Annotated in this window: 16 protein-coding genes and 1 tRNA gene; 6 read left to right on the top strand and 11 right to left on the bottom strand. The window is 45.4% G+C overall.

All coding sequences use genetic code 11. From position 1 onward, the window contains the following. Positions 1-30 precede the first annotated feature (30 nt). Positions 31-1989, top strand: coding sequence for an adenylate cyclase (locus ACLVWU_RS00375; protein ID WP_413576475.1), 1959 nt, complete (start codon positions 31-33; stop codon positions 1987-1989). Here ACLVWU_RS00375 and ACLVWU_RS00370 read toward each other — a convergent pair. Further along, positions 1986-2618 carry a DedA family protein gene (locus ACLVWU_RS00370; protein ID WP_413576474.1) on the bottom strand — a complete coding sequence of 211 codons (633 nt, stop codon included), beginning with the start codon at positions 2616-2618 and terminating at the stop codon, positions 1986-1988. The genes ACLVWU_RS00375 and ACLVWU_RS00370 overlap by 4 nt on opposite strands. A gap of 94 nt (positions 2619-2712) precedes the next feature. Here ACLVWU_RS00370 and ACLVWU_RS00365 point away from each other — a divergent pair, with 94 nt between their 5' ends. Further along, the gene (locus ACLVWU_RS00365) at positions 2713-3264 is read left to right on the top strand and encodes a hypothetical protein (protein WP_413576473.1); all 552 of its coding nucleotides are present in this window, start codon (positions 2713-2715) and stop codon (positions 3262-3264) included. Between the two features lie 100 nt (positions 3265-3364). On the opposite strand, the gene ACLVWU_RS00360 is transcribed toward ACLVWU_RS00365, so the two are convergent. The 4 genes from ACLVWU_RS00360 to ACLVWU_RS00345 all read right to left on the bottom strand — a co-directional run bounded on the left by ACLVWU_RS00360 (position 3365) and on the right by ACLVWU_RS00345 (position 8093). After that, positions 3365-3454: transfer RNA gene (locus ACLVWU_RS00360), tRNA-Ser, on the bottom strand. An 88-nt stretch (positions 3455-3542) separates the two neighbouring features. Next, a complete protein-coding gene (gene serS / locus ACLVWU_RS00355) occupies positions 3543-4835 on the bottom strand; it encodes a serine--tRNA ligase (RefSeq protein ID WP_413576472.1) in 1293 nt (430 codons plus the stop codon). Between the two features lie 17 nt (positions 4836-4852). Continuing rightward, positions 4853-5161 (bottom strand): hypothetical protein, encoded by a 309-nt coding sequence (locus ACLVWU_RS00350; RefSeq protein ID WP_413576471.1) that lies wholly within the window; start codon positions 5159-5161, stop codon positions 4853-4855. A gap of 22 nt (positions 5162-5183) precedes the next feature. After that, positions 5184-8093, bottom strand: a complete 2910-nt coding sequence (locus ACLVWU_RS00345) for a tetratricopeptide repeat protein (RefSeq protein WP_413576470.1) — start codon at positions 8091-8093, stop codon at positions 5184-5186. A gap of 259 nt (positions 8094-8352) precedes the next feature. On the opposite strand from ACLVWU_RS00345, the gene ACLVWU_RS00340 reads away from it, so the two are divergent. After that, the gene (locus ACLVWU_RS00340) at positions 8353-8745 is read left to right on the top strand and encodes a hypothetical protein (protein WP_413576469.1); all 393 of its coding nucleotides are present in this window, start codon (positions 8353-8355) and stop codon (positions 8743-8745) included. A gap of 434 nt (positions 8746-9179) precedes the next feature. Then, positions 9180-11792, top strand: coding sequence for a Fic family protein (locus ACLVWU_RS00335; protein ID WP_413576468.1), 2613 nt, complete (start codon positions 9180-9182; stop codon positions 11790-11792). 17 nt (positions 11793-11809) lie between these two features. On the opposite strand, the gene ACLVWU_RS00330 is transcribed toward ACLVWU_RS00335, so the two are convergent. The 5 genes from ACLVWU_RS00330 to ACLVWU_RS00310 all read right to left on the bottom strand — a co-directional run bounded on the left by ACLVWU_RS00330 (position 11810) and on the right by ACLVWU_RS00310 (position 16555). Then, positions 11810-12778 (bottom strand): hypothetical protein, encoded by a 969-nt coding sequence (locus ACLVWU_RS00330; protein WP_413576467.1) that lies wholly within the window; start codon positions 12776-12778, stop codon positions 11810-11812. 210 nt (positions 12779-12988) lie between these two features. Beyond that, positions 12989-14242, bottom strand: a complete 1254-nt coding sequence (gene murA, locus ACLVWU_RS00325) for a UDP-N-acetylglucosamine 1-carboxyvinyltransferase (protein WP_413576466.1) — start codon at positions 14240-14242, stop codon at positions 12989-12991. Next, on the bottom strand, positions 14235-15116 hold the full coding sequence (prmC, locus tag ACLVWU_RS00320) for a peptide chain release factor N(5)-glutamine methyltransferase (RefSeq protein WP_413576465.1): 882 nt from the start codon (positions 15114-15116) through the stop codon (positions 14235-14237). The genes murA and prmC overlap by 8 nt, the downstream gene beginning before the upstream one ends. Before the next feature lie 5 nt (positions 15117-15121). Beyond that, the gene (gene prfA / locus ACLVWU_RS00315) at positions 15122-16195 is read right to left on the bottom strand and encodes a peptide chain release factor 1 (protein WP_413576464.1); all 1074 of its coding nucleotides are present in this window, start codon (positions 16193-16195) and stop codon (positions 15122-15124) included. Positions 16196-16309: 114 nt separating this feature from the next. Next, on the bottom strand, positions 16310-16555 hold the full coding sequence (locus ACLVWU_RS00310) for a type B 50S ribosomal protein L31 (RefSeq protein WP_413576463.1): 246 nt from the start codon (positions 16553-16555) through the stop codon (positions 16310-16312). Positions 16556-16863: 308 nt separating this feature from the next. Between ACLVWU_RS00310 and ACLVWU_RS00305 the strand changes: the two genes are divergently transcribed. Then, positions 16864-17247 (top strand): hypothetical protein, encoded by a 384-nt coding sequence (locus ACLVWU_RS00305; RefSeq protein WP_413576462.1) that lies wholly within the window; start codon positions 16864-16866, stop codon positions 17245-17247. Positions 17248-17295: 48 nt separating this feature from the next. On the opposite strand, the gene rho is transcribed toward ACLVWU_RS00305, so the two are convergent. Further along, positions 17296-19047, bottom strand: a complete 1752-nt coding sequence (rho, locus tag ACLVWU_RS00300) for a transcription termination factor Rho (RefSeq protein WP_413576461.1) — start codon at positions 19045-19047, stop codon at positions 17296-17298. 369 nt (positions 19048-19416) lie between these two features. Between rho and ACLVWU_RS00295 the strand changes: the two genes are divergently transcribed. Continuing rightward, positions 19417-19785, top strand: coding sequence for a PilZ domain-containing protein (locus ACLVWU_RS00295; protein ID WP_413576460.1), 369 nt, complete (start codon positions 19417-19419; stop codon positions 19783-19785). The last annotated feature ends 76 nt before the right edge of the window (positions 19786-19861 follow it).

Genomic DNA, 19861 nt, shown 5'->3' with positions numbered 1-19861 from the left:
ACAAAATGTAGTCGGCATCTTAAAAGGAGAATGCTTTTGTTGTCCAAAGTGAAACGCAACAAATCAATGGTGCTTTTAATCGTAGCAACTTTCTGGGTTTGCTACGTAGGTATCACTGCGACACAGTTTTACTTCAACGTTGCTGATATGACCGAGCAAGTGATCGAAACCAAGCACGCACAAATGACTTTCGTTGAAGACAGTCAAATCTCTGCCTTGGTTTCTGATAACACTGACTTGGTAAAATCAAATCTGGATAAAGCCCGCGAACTGAATCTGATCCATTTCTATATTCTGCAAAACAAAGACAAAGTTGTAAGCTTTCACAACAACGACGGCGATGCTGATAGCATCAACGCAGACTACTCAGTCTTTAATCAGATTCTGGCAACGAAGAACATCGCATTTAGAACAATCAAAATCATGGACTACCGCCTGACTGTGGGAGTATTCCAAAACAAAGCCCGCATCATCATGCAAACAGCCTGGGACTACAAAGGCATGATCCTGCGCGATCTCGTTTCTGTCACAGCGTTCCTGTCCTTGATTGTGTGGTTGTTCCTAAAAGACATCCTTGATTTGACTAAGATTCTTTCGTCTCGCGATCGTCATCAAATGACGAAGATCAAGTCTTTGTCTAAAGAGGGCGCGACCCTTCTTCATGCTGCCCAAACTTACGAGGCAACTCAGAAGACGCTAGCATACGAAAACAAAATCTATACAGAAACTCTGACACCCGCAATTGTTCACGAGTTGAAGTCAGGACGAAAAGCTCCTTACGCCTTCCAGACATCCATGGTGCGAATTGACCTGAACGGTTACACACAAATTTTCATCGATAAAAAAGACGAATACGTCAGCGACATGATGAATTCCTATTTCATCCGTTCCCGCGAAGTGATCGAACGCTATAATGGTTTGATTTACCAGTACGTGGGTGACGAAATCGTATTCCACATCAAAGAAGCTCAAGGCGTTAACTCCCAAGCCATGGCGTTGGCTTGTTTGCGCGCAGTATTTGATGTGGCTCAAGATATTGAAAATCACCTTCCAGATGGCGCGGATCACTACTTCAAAGTGAAAGGCTCCTTCGTTATCGGAAAAATTCGTTTCGTGCCACAAGATTCAGGCTACGGTCTTTCTGGTTTGCCACTGATCGAATCGGCGCGCCTGCTAAGCCAAGTGGATGATAAAGTAAAAAGCTCTGTCACCTTCTATAGTGAAGCAAGTTCGTCCGTGTCGGACCTGTGCAGTATCGCTGAAACGAAAAGCACAATACTAAAAGGCTTTTCTACCCCGGCAACACTTTGCAAAGTGAATGAGTTTGCTCCGATTGATCGTCTTCTGGGTCGTCATCAATTGGAAAAGCTGACATACTATCGCAGCGACAATGATTTAATCTGTATCTATAGCTTCCTTGAAAAAGCTCTTAAAGAAAAAGACGAAATCAGCTTCTTCAGGGTTTTCTCTGTTCTTAAAACATTCAAAGTGAACCAAACAACGCTGCAACAAGTAGCCGCATTTGAAAAACTGGTAGCCACTGCTTATGTGCAAAATGAAAAGAAGAACATCAGCGACAAAGTGCTGGCTTCCACCATTTCATTGGCTTCAAACCTAGTGCCTCATGCTTTCGTAGAAGGTTCATTGCTTCAGCTGCTTGAAAAATGTCTGGAACACAAGGATCCGCGCACTCAAGCAAACACCATTGTGGTGCTGGGTGACTTGGCTAAAGACGTCAGCTTCCTTCGTCAGTACATCTATGCAAGTCACAACCGTGTCTCTGCAGATGCCTTGCTCGTTACTGGTAAGCAGAATTTCGATCATGAACTTGCTAAGAAATTGACCGAGTTCCTGGAATCCAAGAACCCGTTATTCCGCGCCAGCGGAAGCTTCGTGGTAAAACAATTGGTTGAACACTATAAATCGACGGATCCCGTGTTCTTTGAGACGAATAATGATCTGAAGAAACTATCAAAAAAGGCCGCTTAGGCCTTTTTGAACTTTGAAGCCACCATCGGCCAGATAACTGGAATCAAAGAAACCCCAATCACACCAAAGATCACGATGTGGAAATTTCTTTTCACGATTGGCAAATTGCCAAAGAAGTGACCCGCCAAGATAAAGGTAAATACCCAAACGACTGCGCCAATTACGTTGTAAGTAACAAACTTACGGTACTTCATGCTACCGATACCAGCCACAAACGGCGCGAACGTTCTAACGATCGGGGCAAAGCGAGCTGCCACGATAGTGAAGGCTCCCCATTTGTCGTAAAAGTTTTGGGTATCGATCAGGTATTGTTTTTTAAAGAAGCGACTGTCGATATCAAACACCTTCGGCCCCAGATACTTGCCAATGTGATAGTTAACCGTATCGCCGATAATTCCCGCGATCGTCAAAGATCCCAACAGAATCCAAAGATTCAATCCCCCCTCAACCGTCGTCAACGCACCCAACGCAAATAGCAACGAGTCACCTGGCAAGAAAGGCGTCACAACCAAACCAGTCTCACAGAAAATCACAAGGAACATAATCACATAGATCCAAGGGCCGAAATAAGCCATCCACTGAACCAAGTGCTGATCAAGATGCAGAATAATATCGATAATCTGAGACATGATGCCGTTCCTTTGTAAATTCAGGGGAAGCATATCACAAACCATTTGACCGCCCCCAAAGAAAATTTATGCTTTTATGGTGAGGGGACACAACATGAAACGAACTATTTTTGCTATTATCGCACTGTGCGCAGGCATTGCTAACGCGGCACCAATGATTTCAGAACTACCAGAAGATGCATGCGACAGTTTGAAATGCACAAAAGTTATGAAATCCATTCTTTCTGGATTTAACTACACTCCTCACACTGTCAGTCAGGTGCCCGGTGTATACAGCGGCGGATGTTTTCATTTGGGCGGGATTGGACCCGATCACGAACACTATGCGGAGTTGTTGATCGACCAACTTGAAGACGGCACGACATATTTCTCTACGAACTTTGCTTACTTCTATCCTGAGAATCCCTATGCAAATTGGGATCTGACAAAAGCTCGTCAGGAAGCTTCAGATTTCGCCAAACAAAATGCGCGAATCAAAGAAGGCAGCAATGCTTCCAGAGTAGAGATCTACAACTCCGAAGGAGTTCCAAATGTCGTCTATTACATGCGCCAGAATCCAGAGACCAAAGTGATCTATTACATCACCTACGGCGGCTTCGGTCCTCAAAGCACAAAGATCTTCTGCACAATGAACAAGAATCCTTAGATTTTAAAATTAGACAGGCTTAGAAATAAAAAAAGCGATCACTAAGGATCGCTTTTTAGTTTTTTGCGTCTGCATTCAGCTTGGCTGTCCAGCAAACAAATGGCGGAGAGTGAGGGATTCGAACCCTCGAGCCCCGCGAAGGGCTGCCAGTTTTCAAGACTGGTGTATTCAACCACTCTACCAACTCTCCGTCGACCGTTCTATGGGTTTTGACGGGGGTTTTCAAGCGGTTGTTGTAATGACGCGGTGTAATAATTTAAAAGAGACCAGCCAGCAAACTAGCGGATCTCTGTTTTCCCGCCCATGTACTTCTGTAGTGCTTTAGGAATCGCCACTGAACCGTCTTCGCGCTGGTAGTTCTCAAGAATCGCCACCAAAGTACGTCCCACCGCCAGGGCAGAGCCGTTCAATGTATGTACAAACTGAGGTTTGCCACCAAGACTGCGGAAGCGAATATTCGCACGACGAGCCTGGAAGTCCTCGAAGTTCGAGCATGAGCTGATCTCGCGATAAGCTCCCTGTCCTGGAAGCCATACTTCCAAGTCATGGGTTCTTGCAGATCCAAAGCCCATATCGCCCGTGCACAAAAGCATGCGGCGGAATGGAAGCTCAAGATCGATCAAAACTTGCTCTGCATGAGACGTCAAAGCCTCGTGAATTTCATAGGATTTATCCGGATGACAGAAAGTCATCAACTCAACCTTGTCGAATTGATGCTGACGAATCAAACCCTTCGTATCGCGGCCGGCACTGCCTGCTTCAGAACGGAAGCAAGGGGAGTAAGCGCAGAAGCTTTGTGGAAGATAAGTTTCATCCAGGATTTCGTTATTGTAGTAATTCGTAACAGGAACTTCCGCTGTCGGAATCAAATAAAGATCAGAGCCTTCCAAATGGAATACGTCTTCTTTGAATTTTGGGAAGTTACCAGTGCCCGTCAAACTGTTTGAGTTCACCATGAATGGTGGAATCATTTCAGTATAACCATGACGAGTAGAGTGCAAATCCATCATGAACTGAATAAGACCGCGCTCCATCTGAGCCGCTGCACCTTTTAGGAAGGCAAAGCGAGTCCCCGTGGTTTTACCTGCGCGTTCGAAATCGATGATGTTAAGTTTCTCGCCCAACTCCCAGTGTTCTTTCGCCTTGAAACCAAACTTAGTTGGTTCGCCCCAAGTTTTAAGAACTACGTTTTCATCACCAGAAGCACCAACTGGCACTGAAGAGTGCGGTTTGTTTGGCATCACAAGAGCCAAATTCAAAACCTGTTGATCCGCTTCAGCAGCTTTAGCCTCAAGATCTTTAACGGAACCTTTGATCGCATCAACTTCTGCCAACAACGACGAAGCGTCTTTGCCTTCGCGTTTAAGTTTTCCGATTTCACCGCTCAATTTATTTTGATTGGCTTTTGCAGTCTCGGCCTGTGCGATCATCTCTTTGCGCTTTTTATTAAGCTCCATGATTTGATCCAGGATTTCCGGAGTACCACCACGATTGATCAACGCCTGCTTATACTCATCATAATAAGAAGCGCCGTTTTCAGCTTTTTTTTCCAGAAGTTTAATATCGATCATTGTTCAGAAGTCCTCGCTTAAGGTGCGACCAGTATATACATTCTTAATAGCATCCCGACAAGGACGACAATCAGGTCAAAAATTAAGATTTGAGCAAAACTCCACTGCGACAGAATCTTCATGATAACGGACATCACCACGACTGTTGCAAAGATCACAGCAAATGTTCCGTAACCAATCAGTTCCTGACCGATTAGCGCCAACGTCATGCCGACAAAAAATCCAGTGATCAGTCGCAATAAAATATGCAGAACTGTCATGGTTGTGGACTTTACGCCCTCTTGAACATTATTTGAAAAACTACTTAGTTTATCGCCGATACCCATTTGGCATCCTCCGTTGACGTTCCTAGTTGCCCATTCGGTTTAACTTGTTTTCTATTTCAGCACGATCCGGAGCATTTGGGGAGAGCCCAAGATATTTATTGTAGGACTGTGCTGCAGAGCGAGTATCTCCCCGGATCTCATAAATCGCCCCTTGTTCCCGGTAGATTTCTGCGTATCCACTTTCCCGGGCAGCAGCCAAGGCCAGCATGTCTTCTGCCACTTCCAGCGACGCCGACTGACGGTAACACTGAGCCGCTTTGACGTAAATCTCTGCCCCCTGAGGTCTTAATTTCATCGCCTGCGAATACTCACCAGCACATTCTGTAAACTGTTTACGGGCAGCAAAAACTTCTGCCGCAAGAATATAGGAATCCGCCATGTTGGGGTTCAGTTTCTTTTCTTGTTTCGCCGCTTCCGCAGCCCCATTCAAATCACCCGATGCAAAAGCGGCCTTACCCACATAATACCAGGTACGAGGGTAGTTCGCGTTCAAGCGCTGCACCCGTTTGAATTGTTGGATCGCCTCATCATAACGGGATGTTTCCAAGTAAAGTTTCCCCGCCTGGAAAAGAGCTTCACCGTCGGTAGGATCCAGGATTGCAGCCTGCAAGAAGGCTTTAAGGGCTTTGTCATTCAATCCCAAAGCTTTATAACTTTCACCCAATCCCAACCAGGCTTTCTTATTCTTCTGATCGGCCTCAACAACACGCTCGTAAATTTCTTTGGATTGGGAGTAGCGATCTTCGGACTTATGCACTTCAGCCAAAGCCACGCGATAATCCAAAGTGTAAGAGAAACGCTTAATCAGTTCGTTTAAGTAGGTGATCCCGGAATCCACGCCATTTGTGGCAGCCAACATCTTCGCATAGGTGATTTGCGCTTCTGGATTGGTAGAGTCAATTTCCACCGCCTTCGTTGCAAAGCGAACCGAATCCTTTGCCGCGGCTTCTTTTCTTTCAATTTCTTTTTTATTCAAAGGCATGATTGAAAGAGCCAGTGCTCCGTTAGCCTTAGCCAAAAGAATATACGTTTCGATATCCCCATCATACGCTTTTAAGGCACGCATTCCGTAGTTCACAGCGCCCGGCATATTGTTTCGTCGGTACTCCATCAAAGCCAGGCCACGCAGAACTTCGTAATTATTCGGAGCCATGCGAATGGCTGAAGTCAGCACCCGAGTGGCCGCTGTAAAATCAAATCGCTGGGTCAGATAATCTGCCTGTGTCACATACGCGGAAACGAGTTTTGGCTCGGCCTTGATGGCTTTATTTAACCACTCAATCGCCTCAAAACTTTGATTCAATTGCCACAAGGCCTTAGCCGCTTTGACTGCTGCGGTTCCATTCTTAGGATCTGCCTCAAACGCCGCCTTGAATTCAGCTTGAGCTGCCAAGTAGTCACCCTGGCGCACGTACTGATCACCCAGGAATAGTAATTCACTATTCTGATTTTTCCCGCCGCTGACTTTATCGGATCCACCCAAACGCAACACCAGCTGGCGCAATTGCGAATTATTTGGATTTAGTCTAAACCCTTGCTGAGCAGCGTTTAACGCCTTCTTCTTGTCGTTCCGTTCAACATAGATTTCGGCCAGAACCTGATATCCCAAAGCTTCTGTCGGAGGAAAAACGGCACTCTTTGATTCCATTGCAGAATTCAATAACCCAAAAGCCGCGTCTGCTTTTTTGAAACCACGATACTCGGTAATTCCCATTAGCAGCTGTGCTTCGCGATGCTTCGGATGTTGCGCCAATGCTTTTCTGAAAACCTGGGCTGCCTCATTGTACTTTTCCTGCGCCATATACAGCTTGCCCAGCATCACTTGCGGATGAAGCCAGCGCTCCCACATTTGCGTCGCTTTTTCAAAATACGGAACGGCGTTGTTGTAGTCTTTTTCACCCTCTAACAACTCTGCTTTGTATGCATAAAGAATTGGAAGCAGCGAGAATGGCTCTGAATTGTCCAGCGTTGCCTCGATACTGCCGCGCGCTTCCCTGAATTTACCGGAGGTCAGAAGCTTCACAGCTTCACAGACACGTCCGTAGGGACTAACCACGTTAATTGCACGCGTGGACTGCGTTACTGCTGCAATCGTATTACTATCCTGCGCATCCTGTTTGGCGAATGGCCAAAGCTCGCGATAGACCACACACAAAAGACCGCGCACTTCCAAATTTGTAGGGGAGCCTTCAACAATTGAAACCAGTTTGTTCTGCGCATCCAGGTACGACTCGAAAGTATCGTATTCCATCGCCTTGATAGCTTCATTCAGTTTTTTTCCAGCATCTGCCGGACTCATTGGTGACGTGCTTGGGCCTGGAGCCAAAAGATGAATTTTGTCGCCCTGACCAGGTCCCGTATCGTACAACAGCCAAACACCCAACAAAACAATCACTGCAAGAATAGCCAACGGAAGTTTCAGTGTTTTTGCGAGTTCTTTTTTCTCCATATTGCGCAGATTCGATAAATCGATCACCGAACTTTTCGCGGATTGTGAGCCTGTATTCGAAGTCACTGAGCCAGGAATGAAAGCGGGCGCCACATGCGATGGCGTATCATAGATGTCGACTTTGCGGGTTTTGCTTTTGTCGACTGTGATATTGGCAAGGCTGTCCTTGCTGGGTCCTCCGGGCATGGTTGATGAACCAGTTTGACCAGAAGATGTGGGCTTCATGATGACGGTTTCAGCTTCCATCTTCTGAACTTTTTTTGGATCAACATCAACGACGCCTTCAAGCGCTTCCAATAATTTGTCATAGAATGCGGGCTCTTTGGAAATCTGGGACCATTGACCATCGGGAAGTTTCGAGATCATCTCTTGACCCGAAAATACACCCTCACCAATCATGCGAAGAATGGCTTCAGTGGAATATGGGCCTTTAACTTGGCCACTTCGTGTTCGTACTACCCAGGTTACTTGAATGCGAGACATAGATGCCTAATAATACTGGCTTTTTTGTCAAACAACCAAGCCCCCCGAAGTCTGCTGTCTCACTCTGTGCTTTGGTCAAGGAAAGTGGTTCCAAAGTTGAACTGAAGTTCCACCTTGGAATTACCCCTAGTTCCGAATTGAGTTTACTTATCCCGAGATCCCACCCTCAAATCAATCACCTTCGACTTGGCGATTGTCTCAGATTGGCACAGACCTTGCTCTAGGGATTACTGTCTTTAGTTTTTGGGGGATACTCTCTGTGATTAAAAATGCTCTGATTGCTTTCTACATCTTGCTAGTCCTTGCGATTTCCGCAGTGGCTCGTGCAGGCGTGTTGCCAAACAACGCAATCGAAGGCGCTGAAGTTACAGATTCTTCCAACTACAACTATTCGACTCGCGTAGGTGAAGTTTCAGTTTTGGCTGACGGAACTTTTGTTTTAGTTCTTGAAGCACAAAACACAATCCTTCTTCAATCAGACTTCGATCTTACGCCTTTCATCGGTTCTAAAGTTATGATTAGCGGTATCGAGCAAGAGCATCAAATTGCTCCCAATTATGGAAGTCATTCTGTGGATCCCCTCCCTGGAATGGTTTTCGGGAACAAAACGGTCGTCTTCGTAGTGCTTGGTATCTCTGAGGTTACTCAGTAATCATTAGGGTCTCAGCCCCAATCCCCTCCGTGGGCTGAGATCATTTTTTTAAGTTCCTAATGGGTCAGCATAAATCCCCTCCTTGCTGGCCCTTTTTTTTGCCTTTTTTCCAACAAGAACGCTCGATCGAAGATTCATCGAAATCAATTTGTTCTGCCCGTCGCTGCGGTCGGCACGTCATCGTGACTCGTCGGCGCCGGCTTTGCCGGTTCGCGCATCCATGCGCCGCCGAAGGCCTCTCTTCGGACGGGCAGAACAAATTGCTTTCGCTGAATTTTGCTGGGTTTGTTGAGACATGTTCAAACATTCGGGCAGAAGGGGAATTTATTAGATGAGTGTGGGTGTTGGCCTTATTTGTCATTCTTAGATATTGGTGTTCTCTGTTTCGCTTTTATTTGGTTATAGATGGCATGGGTTTGGCACTCTAAGTAGGTGTGAAACAGGCTTTTATTTTTATTCGTCTCATTTTGATATTTTTGGCGCTGGGGCTTAGTGCTTCGGGGGCTATTGGGGCGGAGTCTTGTAGTTCTGTTTTTTCTTCGGTTGCTGACACTGTTCGTATTGATGGGCCTACTTATCCGCCGATTCATTTGAAGCAGTTTTATAAATCTATTGGTAGCTGGGACAAACCTGTTCCTTTTCATACTTTAAATTCTGATTCATTGTTTCAACACTTGATGAAAACGGGCGTTGTTTCTGGCCAACTTACTTCGTTTGAAAAAGGCATTGATGGCGGACTTCAGCAGATAGTTCTTCCCGAGTATTCCACAAGTTTCATTGTGGTTAAGTCTGCGGATAACCAGGGAATCATGACCCTTAAAGACATCATGGGCCGCTGGTTCACTGTTAAAGTGGATACCTCAAACTGGAAGAGCTCCGTAAAGGTTGATTTTAAATCTTTCAAATTTATTCCCGAAGAGCCAAACGTCTTTAACGAGTATTCGAATTTCTTGCGTGGTGTATATGCACGACTGCGCATTGAAAGCATGAATGCAAATCAGGTCGGCGACTACTTAACGACGATTCAGTTAAAAACATCCACGAATGCCGATAAAGCAGATGGTGAAAAACACCAGCAGTACATCGATGGTATTCACAGCGCCAATATTCTGATTTCAAATATTTTAAAATCAAACAGACCCATGACCGTGGCTGATCTGTCTGAAATTAATCTTTCTGCGAATCAAGGAATGAATCCATATGAGTTCCAGGCGAATGCTCCTATGGCTGGAGTGATGCGCGGGGCTTTCAGTAAAAAAGCTATCGAGAAAAACAAAGAACTTACTATCGACATGAGCCTTTTTGAAGTGGCCCAAACCTGGAAAACAAAAGGCATCGGTGTTCAACGCATTAATTACTTTGCACCGGCAAAAGAAGTTCCGCAAAGGACAGCAGATCTTCTAAAACGCATCAACACCATCAACTCGCAATCAACACCCATGGAAGTTTTTGAACTTTACAAAGAGTTTATTCACATTCACCCCTTTGCAGACGGCAACGGACGCACGGGAAGAGTTCTTTTAAACTTCCTGCTGCTAAAAGCAAACCTTCCTCCATCGGAAAAACCCGCCGCTTCATTATTCTACAGAGCCCAAGATTCTCTAAGAAAGTATATTGATAACGTAGCTAAAGAGAGCGGCAAGGCCGCTTTCAAAAACGGTGACAAGCAGGCTTACGAGTCAAAAAGCATGTACTCGGTAAAAGATATTCAAAACATGCCTGAATTCACAAACTATCTTAAGAACACCTACGAACTTTCCTCGTTGAGCATTGATCACCTGTACGGCACAAGAGCTTACTTATTTGTGGCTGTTTACAAGGGTCGTTACATTCAATTTGAATCGACTCACGACGGTGGATTAAGCGACTCCCTGCACGTCATGATTTCTCGTAGTAAAGAAGTCATTGATATGCAAGAAAAGGAAGCTGCGGCGGCCGGTGCGACAGCTCCAAAGTTTGCGGTTTACCCAGAACTGCTTTCTCAACCAAGAAACTTTCATCTGGTTCATCAGGAGCATTATCTGACGGAGCAGTTCCGCGAAAAGCTTCAAAAGAATCCTGACCCGAATCAGACTGCAAACATTCAAAAGATTGCAGATAAACGATATCACGAGATTTTGGCTGAAGCTCAAAAGCAAACGACTGATTATGGCTACATTAAAACCATGATGCAGGCCCCGCAGGTCTATCATCAGGTAAAAACCGTTGAAGACGTGGCAGATCAGGTGATGACCATCACGTCTGCTGCCTATCAGAAAAAAATCTATGAGTCGATGACCGTGAAAAGCTCCCCAGAAAACAGACAAACGACTGTTGAGATCTACAATGCATTCAACTCGAAAAAGTTCGAAGAGTTTATGATCACAATGGCACTTAAAGCGCTTAAGAAGTGCCGATTGGCCAACGAGTGCAGCGAATCGCAGCGTTCTGATATTCCAGAGAAGTATCTTGCCCAGGTATTAAAAGCAGAAGCTGAACAACGCGGGATTATGCTTGAAACAATCAGCAGACAGGCGGGGCGCGAGCCCGGTCGTTTGTTTGTTCAACGAATCCGCCGCGGAAGTCTGATTATCGATGATGGCGCACCTGGAAATCATGGTTTGATGCCGCACGCTTTGCAGAACTTATTTATCTATGAGCAAGTTGGATTTGAAAGAGCTCAAAAATTCTTTAGTGAACTGACCGGTTGGACTTATGAAAGGATTTTTGATTCCAACAATGCCTTCACACCAATTCCTTCCACCCGCGACATCACTCGCAAACACTATTGGACGGGCATTATTAAATCTGGCAATCGTGCAGAGTCATCTAAGCTTGGCTCCCTAAAGGCCGAAGAAGGAAAGTACCCGGATTTCATTCGTAAGAACGGTTTGGAGCTTGTCGAAGTTCGAGAAATTGAGAAAAGCATGGTTAACGACGGCTCCATCGTCAAAGCCCGCTACCAAGGACAAACTTTCGAGTTTCAAATCGATCGCGACGGCGTCCCCGTTTCCGGCGTTCAGGAAATGGTCGATCAAATTAAAAACCAAATTCAAAAAGCAGGATAGCTCAGAAATATTCTAATTTAAAACCTGGTGCCTGCGTATATACCGGCGTCTTGGGTGAAGAACGAGAGTTTTGTGTCTTTTAGGTCTACCGTTAGTGGGTGGGTGTGACCGATAGCATTTATGAACCAGTTGCCGAAGTCGTATCCTAGTACCAACTTAGATTCTAGGTTTCCAAATAGTTTGAATGCTTCTTCATTGCCTTTTGTGGTTTTGTAGATTTGCTTTTGTGGTCCGCCCTGGGCTCCGCCATAAATAGCGATATAGAATCTTTCCCACTGCCACACGTAGGAGGCACCTACTCCTACTTGAAGACTTTGATAGGTTCCTGATGTAATCGAAGCGTCTTCGCCAAAAGCAAAAGCGTACATCTGCGGTAAAAACGGAGTGGGGTTGTTCACTTCAACTTGGGAGATACTCGACAACAAGTAATATCCTGCTCCGTCTTGCTTTGGTTTCTCCCAGCTTGCGCCAAAGTATCCCAACGCGCCAACACCGTGGACTTTCCATTCAACTTGCGCTTTATACATGGTTATTGTCAGATTTGAACGAACAGCATCAGCTGTTGGCATGGACTGTCCGTATTTTCCGCTTGCTTCAAACCCGGCATATCTTTGGTAGATTAGCTCCAAGCCTAACTGCTCTTTCAAATAACGAATTTGATAGTCGTCGCGAGTTGTCTTTACTCGTCTTTCTAATTGTCTGCCTTCAGCAAATTTGGCGCTTAAAGAAATCCCTAACGGGCGATTTGACCATCCAATTGCATAGTTATCAGGACTTGAAGGTTCGTAACTAACATCGTTCTTCTGCTTCGCCCCTTCGGTATTCATCGAAAGACGATTATAGACATAACCCAACTGGAGAGAGTTCGAAAATTCGGATTTCTTTTCCAAGGATGAGTTAACTGACGAGGTCGACGACGCCACCTGTGCGAAGCTTGAGCAAGATCCCAAGATTATAATGGCTAAAACAGTAGATTGCAGTTTCATCGACACTCCTGAATATACAGGTATAAATGCAACTTAGGTTCAGATCCAGAGAGGGAAAAGGTGCTTGGAAATAAGTAAACGATGTCAAATGTTTGGACAGCTTAGTCAACGTCAGAAGCGTTAAAAGCCAGGTATAAACTGGGGTGATTGGCCAATGAAAAAAGGCAGGATTTTTGGTCCTGCCTTTTTGGTTTTGAATGTTTGAATCTACTATTCTTGGCGGCGGATGTTTGCGCCTAAGGAAGACAACTTGTCTTCTAGTTTTTCGTATCCGCGATCCAAGTGATAGATGCGGCTTACTACTGTTTCACCAGAAGCAACTAAGCCCGCAAGCACCAGGGAAGCTGAGGCACGCAAGTCTGTTGCCATCACCGGAGCACCCGTTAGTTTTCCTGGATTTCCGCGAATCACGGCTACTCTGGTTTTTGGAGTGATGTCTGAACCCAGACGGCAAAGTTCTGTTACGTGCATGAAGCGGTTTTCGAAAACTGTTTCAGTGATCACGCTTGTTCCATTTGCAACAGTCATCAAAGCCATGAATTGGGCTTGCAGGTCTGTTGGGAACAGTGGGTGCGGAGCTGTTGTTACGTCAACGGCTTCCCATTTATCTGCCGGGAATACTGTCATTGAATCTTTTGTTGTTTCGATTTTGAAACCTGATTCGCGCATTTTTAGAATCAACGCTTCCAAGTGTGCCGGAACACACTTCGTCACAGTGACCTGACCTTTTGTGATAGCTCCTGCGATCAACAGCGTTCCTGCTTCGATACGATCTGGCATAATGGCGTGTTTTGCTGGTTGAAGTTTTTCAACGCCTTCGATACGGATGACGGAAGTTCCGTGACCTGTGATTTTCGCACCCATTTTATTTAGGTACTCTGCAAGATCCACAATCTCTGGTTCTTTCGCTGCATTTTCAAGGATAGTGACACCTTTTGCAAGAGTCGCGGCCATCATCACGTTCTCAGTTCCACCAACTGTCACTGTTTCAAACAGGAAAGTGGACCCTTGAAGTTTCGGGGAACCCGCATGAACGTAACCCTCTTTCTGAGTAATCGTGGCACCCAAAGCTTTGAAACCATCCAAGTGCAAATCAATTGGACGTGAACCAATCGCACAACCACCCGGTTGAGAAACCACGGCCTCGCCGTATTTCGCAAGCATCGGCCCCATGCACAGGAAGCTTGCACGCATTTTACGTACAAGATCATAAGACGCTTCGAAAGAAGCTGGCTTACTGACGTTCACGTGAAATTCTTCGCCAACCCATTTTGTTTCGCAACCAAGACTGTTCAACAACTCTGATGTTGATTCGATGTCCTTAAGCTTCGGCATGTTTGTAAAAATGTGATTGCCTTCGGCAAGCAACGTTGAAAATAGAATCGGCAAGGCTGCATTCTTTGCACCACTCGCCGCAACTGTACCGTTTAGAGGGCCGTTGCCCATCACAACCATTTTATCCATGCTTAACTCCTGCGATCACTCGATCAAGTCCTGAAAGGTCCTTCAGAACGCGCACGTTTTTAAAAATTTCTAAATCAGCATAATAGCTCTGCATAACAGAGCCCTGGCTCATGCCCATTTCCATCATCGTCACAGATTCTGATGCCAGGTAGGGAGCATACGCCTTGGTCCACGATTTCAAAAGTGCTAATCCATTTTCTTCTGCGAATAGCGCAGTGGATGGCTCGAACTTTCTTACGTTCTCCTGAACTGCGGGATCATCATTTGCAATATAGGGAGGATTAGAGACTAGTATGTCTATCGTGTTCTGTCCCATGAAGTTCTTGCAAGATGCCATTACAAGATCGACATTGGCTGCATCAACATTAACAAATTCCACACGGTCTGCGAGTCCCAAATTCACAGCATTACGTTTTGCGACCGCGATAGCTTCAGCTGACATGTCCACAGAAACCAATTTTGCGTTGGGAAGCTCTTTAAGAATACTCAAACCCAAACAACCCGTGCCGGTACCCAAATCAACAATGCTGTAAGCACGGTCTTTGTCTTTTGCCCAAGACAACACTTCTTCAACAATCTGTTCTGTTTCAGGGCGAGGAATGAGGGTTGCAGGAGTGACTTCAAAGCGGGATTTATAGAAATCGCGATAACCCAAGATATAAGCCACTGGTTCACCCTGGCCGCGACGACGAACCAATTCACGCAAACCAGTCAACTCAGCCTCAGAAAGTGGTTGATCAAACTTCAAGTAAAGTTGAATTCGCTCAAGCTTTAGGGAATGCGCGAACAACAGCTCCGCATCCAGGCGCGGAGTCTCTATTTTTTTGTCTTTGAAAAAGGCAGTGGTTTTATCGAGTACTTCTTTGAGTTTCATTCAACCTAAGCAGAGGTTTGTTTTTTAAGAGCCTCTGCTTGGAAGTTAGCAACGAGTGGGTCAATCAGCAACCCAAAAGATCCGCTCATGACTTGGTCCAGCTGATGGATCGTAAGACCGATGCGGTGATCAGTGATACGGGTCTGAGGGAAGTTGTAAGTACGGATGCGCTCAGAGCGGTCGCCAGTACCGATTTGGTCCAAACGAACGTCAGAAGCTTCTTTGCGAGCTTTGTCGTCTTCAATTTGCTGAAGTTTTGCGTAAAGGATCTGGAATGCGCGCTCTCTGTTGGCCGATTGGGATTTACCCTCTTGGCACTTAACGTCGAGACCCGTTGGCAAATGCACAACGCGTACTGCAGATTCAGTTCTATTTACGGACTGACCACCCGAACCCTGGGAACGCATAGTTTCGATGCGCACGTCAGACATTGGGATGTTCACTTCTTTGATTTCCACCTCAGGGATCACGGCAACTGTTACGGTGGACGTATGAATACGACCCGCAGCCTCAGTTGCTGGAACACGCTGAACGCGGTGAACGCCAGATTCGAACTTCAATTTACTGAATACAGAGTCCCCGGAAACAGATGCGATGATCTCTTTCGCGCCGCCGACGTTACCCTCGGAGAACGAAATGACTTCAACCTTCCAACCTTGAGAAGAAGCATAGTGAGTATAACCACGGAACATTTCTTCCGCGAACAATGATGCTTCGTCACCGCCGGCACCCGCACGAATCTCCAAGATGATATTCTTGTCGTCGTTCGGATCTTTCGGGATCAATGCGATTTTTAATTCTGCTTCGAGTACTGGAAGTGCGGCTTCAAGCTCTTTCACTTCTTCACGGATCAACTCGCGCATTTCTGGATCTTGTTCTGCCGTCAAAAGTTCTTTGCTGGCTTTAAGATTCTCAGTCTTTTTCTTGTAGTCGCGGAATGGAATAACGATTTTTTCCAAGTTCCCCAGCTCTTTCATAAGAGCACGGTATTGTGTTTGGTTTGAAGCAATGTCGGGACGTTGAAGTGACAAATTCACTTCTTCGTAACGTGATTCAACTTCTTCCAATTTCGAGAACATGTGGATCGCTCCTAGGTCTGCTGCAAGATCGAGTTGGTATTCAGAAATGAAAATGCGGTTCGAATGAGGAACCGCATTTCACATAAGAGAGTCCTCCTGACGGAGGTCTGCAATTTACTTTTTGCCGTAACGTTTTTTGAAACGATCGATACGACCTTCAGTATCCATTACACGCTGTTTACCAGTGAAGAATGGATGAGATGCTGAAGAGATCTCAACTTTAACTAGTGGATATTCTTTGCCATCTTCCCAAGTAACTTTTTCGTTAGAATGAAGAGTGGATGTTCCCAAGAACATGAAGTCGCAAGAAATATCCTTGAATACGACTGTGTTCACTTTTGGATGTAGGTTTTGTTTCATGACCTGATTCCTTTTAATTAATTTAACCTGTGGGTCTTAAGCTGTAAGGATGTAACACAGGGGTTCCCCGCTGTCGAGCATTAATCGCTGCTTTTTTTGGCAGCTAAGCTTCCTAATTTTGCCATAAATTGTTTATAAATAACCTCATAATATCAATACTTTAGAACAATTTTCCCTAAGTGATGGTCGCATTTGTATAGCTCCAGTATCACCATAAAAACCAGACCCCGCGGCCTCTGCAGGTTACCTCATTGAAACTTGAGGTTTCGGGTAAAGTTCAAGATATTAGCTCCCCTAAGGAGTTGAATATGAAACCATTTTTGCCGCTTGTTGTGGCTTTACTATCTTCACAAACAGCCCGCGCCGAAAGAATCTATTGCTTCTTTACGGAGCCTTTTTTCAACCTCACCTACAATTCGGACACAAATAAACTGACCCACAGTTCGCCAGGTTCTGCCGACAAAGAAGGTGTCGCAAAGGTCATCTTCAATAAAAACGGGACCATTCTTTTAACTGTCATCGGTGTACAAGGCTCGCTGTTAGTGGACACCACCAAAACCGGAAGCGACGGAATGTCTGACTACATCTATCCATTCGAAGGAATCGTAAATGGAAACCTTTACGGAGGATGCGAAACCGACCATCTAAAAAAGAAGTTAAGTACAAAGATCGGCCACAGTATTCTGAAATAAAAAAGGGAGTCTTTCGACTCCCTTTTTTATTATTATTTTAACTCTGAACTAACCGTTGCCTGACATCGCTTTCAAGAAGTCAGCGTTAGATTTAGTGTTACCCACTTTATCCAACAAGAAGTCCATCGCATCGACAACGTTCATCGGTGCCAATACTTTTCTTAGGATCCACAGACGATTCAAGTCTGCTTTATCAATCAACAAGTCCTCTTTACGAGTGCCTGATTTATTGATGTCCATGCAAGGGAAGATACGTTTTTCCATAAGCTTACGATCCAAATGGATCTCGGCATTACCAGTACCTTTAAATTCCTCGAAGATAACTTCATCCATACGAGAACCTGTATCGATCAACGCTGTTGCGATGATCGTCAAAGATCCACCCTCTTCGATGTTACGAGCAGCACCGAAGAAACGTTTTGGTTTGTGAAGGGCATTGGAATCCACACCACCCGACAAGATCTTACCAGATGGAGGAACTACAGTATTGTATGCACGAGCCAAACGAGTGATAGAGTCGAGCAAGATAACTACGTCATGCTTGTGTTCAACCAGACGTTTTGCTTTTTCGATAACCATCTCTGCAACTTGTACGTGACGAGTTGGAGGTTCATCGAACGTAGACGATACAACTTCACCTTTTACAGTACGTTGCATGTCAGTCACCTCTTCCGGACGTTCATCGATCAATAGAACGATCAACTTCACTTCAGGGTGATTTGCCGTAATCGCATTTGCGATTTGTTGCATAAGAACTGTTTTACCTGTTCTTGGAGGGGCAACGATCAATGCACGTTGACCTTTTCCAAGTGGCGCCATCAAGTCCACAACACGAGTCGTGTAATCGCCCGGTGTGTGTTCAAGTTTCAAACGCTGATTTGGATAAAGCGGCGTCAAGTTGTCGAATAGGATTTTGTCTTTACCTTTTTCAGTTGTCTCGAAGTTTAGAGAATCAACTTTCAAAAGTGCAAAGTAACGTTCGCCTTCTTTTGGCGGACGAACTGTACCGGTAACTGTGTCACCTGTTCTCAAGCCGAAACGACGGATTTGAGAAGGAGAAACGTAGATATCATCCGGACCTGGTAGATAGTTATAGTCTGGAGAACGCAAGAAACCGTAACCATCTGGCAAGATTTCAAGAACACCAGAACCGTAAATATCCTGACCAAGTTTTGCCGCGCGTTTCAAGATTTCGAAAATCATATCCTGACGGCGAAGACCGGCAGCATTTTCAATTTTAAGTTTATTCGCAAGCTCCGTTAGCTGCGTGATGTTTTTGGATTTCAGATCCTTAGACGACAACCAGGATTTCTCCTCGTCCGTCAGTTGGATATCAGCCAAATCAACATCTGGTTGCGCGGTTACATTTTGTTCGTCACCAGCTGGCTGGTGATCTTCATTTCTAGGGCGGTGGAAGTCACGGCGTTGATTGTTGCCACGGTCATGACGGTTGCGATCATTTCGATCTCCACGATCATTTCTGTCACGGTCGCCACGATCGCCGCGGTCGCGGTTGTCTCTATTGTCGCGATTGTTTGGACGGAAATCACGACGTTGGTGTTGTTGTTGTGGTCGATCTTGTCTTTGTTGCTGTTGTTGTGGCTCTTGAGGAGCACTTGGAGCTGCGGAGGCTTCAGCAGTTGGCGCTGGTGCAGCGGTTTTTTCTGGTGCAGGTTCAGCGGCAACTGGTGCGGCTTTAACCTCAGGGGCAGCGTCTACGGAAACTGCATCGGCAGATTTTGTGGTGCGAGTGCGTTTCTTAACGACTTCAACGCCTTGTGAATCTTTTGGGTCGGACAAACGAATTCTCCTTGTGGGATTTAAAAAAAGAAAAAGAGAGATCTTTAAGAAGTAGGGCCCGGCTGGACCTATACTGTGTGCTTTCCCCCAATTTCCTTGAATCTCGGGGGTCTTGTCAATGGGAAAAGCAACGACTGTGGTCGCTATTAGAGAAGTGTCTCACATTTTACGGGGTCTGGATACGACCCAATTTGGGACTCTTTTTGTTAATGTAAAACTTTACAATTTCAATAGCTTAAGTCCTATTTCGAGACACGCCTGTTATCGGCTTGTAACCATAATTTTCAGTTATTTTCATGCCAAGCTCTTAATATTTTGCCCGCAATTCCGAAAGGTTAATAGCTACTTTAAGCAAAATAAGGAGTTAATGTGGAGGACACTTTAAAAGTTCCAGCACCAAGAACCCCTCTAAACCTAGAGGTTTCTTTCAAGCGTAATTATGCGCGTGAGGAAACTAAAGGCACGCTTAAGAATATCAGCATCTCGGGAGCCTTCTTAGAGTTTACAGGCGGATTGGTTCGCGCCAACGAAAAATTGCACCTGATGTTTGTCGTTGCTGGAAGAGAGCGCAAGGTTGCCGCTCATGTTATCTGGGCAAACTCAATTGGGTGCGGAGTTAAGTTCATGCCCGTGAACAACAGAGACGTTCAAATCGTTGATGATTTGATTTACTTTGTTGAGAACGGTCGCACTGAATCGCGCTCAGTGATGGATTCGATCTTTAAAAAGGTCGGATAAGTTAATAGTAGCTCGTTGTTGAAAATAAATAAAAAGAGCCCGCTGATAAAGCGGGCTCTTTTCTTTTAATCCAATT

The sequence above is a fragment of the Bdellovibrio sp. HCB290 genome, assembly GCF_047305925.1.
Lineage (GTDB): Bacteria > Bdellovibrionota > Bdellovibrionia > Bdellovibrionales > Bdellovibrionaceae > Bdellovibrio.
Note: the sequence above shows the minus strand (reverse complement) of the source record. Positions and strands in the feature narration are given on the sequence as shown.